Raw genomic sequence first — 1577 nt, 5'->3', positions numbered from 1 at the left:
TGTTGGGGCGAATTACGCCAATGGAGAAATGGAACGCGGATAAGCACCTGATTATAATGAAAAAATTAACCGCTTAATCAATAACCGAAATTTAAAAGATTACTCTTGTTTTATAGGGGTCAAAACATGTCTTTTTTCCCAAGTCCCTCCATAAACAAAAATTCTTCTCGTAAGTCTTTTGTTTTAGGATTTACAGTTATGCTACAATAATTAAAATACTTTTTTGGGATTTCAAAAATTCCGAGAGAGTTAGTTTTCAGTCGTGTAGTATCTTTTTTATTTGTAATTAAAATATCGTGTTCTCTTTTATTTAAATATGCGAGAGTAGAGTCAGTTGTCGATTCAGTAAACCTATCGGATGTATCTCTGTATTTCACGACTTTTACTTTTCCTACTTTATTTTCCTGCGCAAGTAGATTTTGGAAGAGTCCAAATGTTAGAATTATCAATATGTATTTAAAATTGCGTTTCATTCAAATTGGTGGTAACGTTAGGTATAAGATTAGTTGCGTGTTTCAAGCAATGAAATTAGTAAATAAAACACAAATTTAAAGTCTGCGAGAACTTTCGTAAACAGGCTAAAACCAGCAATTAATTTTATACGGTGTTACCCAACGTTTATTTTTATTCGTTCTTTAGTTTTTTCTTTAAATTTCTTTTTCCATTCTTCAAGTTTGAAATTGTTTCTCTCTTGAAAGGAAGACGTTTCCCAATACATCTTTAAGGCATAATTCTGTTCCATTATTAATGCTTTGTTTACGTCTCCATTTTCGTTTAGTTCTTCTATTATTTTTCGGATTACTAAATAGTCTTTATTTTCCTTTCTACCACCAAAGTTAAATTCAAGATTTTCTCTATTCTTAATTAATGGATGATTTTTTAATTCCTCAACTGGGTTTAAACTCTTAATCATTCTTATAGCGTTTTGAGAAGGAAACTCAATCGCCCAATTTGAAATAATTGAATTAATTATACTTTTTTGAAACCCTAATTCATTTCCAATTCTTTTATATTGAGAAGCGAGTTTGAACCAGTTTTCACTTATTTCTCCAAAACTCTCTGTACTTTCTTTATAAAATTCAATTGCTTTTTTAGGGTCATTTTGTTTCAAATATTCATTTCCTTTATTTAGTAAGCTGAAAACAAATTTTTCATCCTCAATTTCTTCTTCTCCCCAATCATAATCATTCAGTTTATACCAATCTAAAAATTTGTCAAGATTTGAGAATCTCGGTATAATAATTCCTTCATCGTGAATCATTTCACAAATTATAGGCTCCTGATTTTCTTTTCCAAACTCCCAATAGAAACCAAAATTATCTCCATTTCCTAAACTAGCTTCTTCAAATTGCAGGAATCCGTTTGGTGGATATACTCCAATCTCTATTTCTGAATTTGTTGATACTTCATTTATTTTTTCAGGTAATGTCATTTTTTTCTAATGTTGGGTAACGCTCTTGAGTATGATTAGTTGCGTGTCTCAAGCAGTAAATTTAGCAAAAAATAACGAACTTGGGCATCCGCGAGGATTTTCGGAAGAAGAACAGACCTAGCAATTAATTATACGCGATGTTGTG

At 30.8% G+C, this 1577-nt stretch carries 2 protein-coding genes; both read right to left on the bottom strand.

What is annotated here, in order from left to right:
- Positions 1 to 119: 119 nt before the first annotated feature.
- Complete coding sequence (locus ESY88_RS20600; protein WP_147088584.1) at positions 120 to 473, bottom strand: hypothetical protein; 354 nt, start codon at positions 471 to 473, stop codon at positions 120 to 122.
- A gap of 134 nt (positions 474 to 607) precedes the next feature.
- Positions 608 to 1432: a tetratricopeptide repeat protein gene (locus ESY88_RS20595; RefSeq protein ID WP_147088583.1), complete on the bottom strand. Its 825-nt coding sequence runs from the start codon at positions 1430 to 1432 to the stop codon at positions 608 to 610.
- Positions 1433 to 1577: the final 145 nt, after the last annotated feature.

Origin of the sequence: Subsaximicrobium wynnwilliamsii (assembly GCF_007997225.1) — a bacterium.
GTDB lineage: Bacteria > Bacteroidota > Bacteroidia > Flavobacteriales > Flavobacteriaceae > Psychroserpens > Psychroserpens wynnwilliamsii.
The sequence above is the reverse complement of the archived record's forward strand: the minus strand, read 5'-3'. Positions and strand labels throughout refer to the sequence as shown.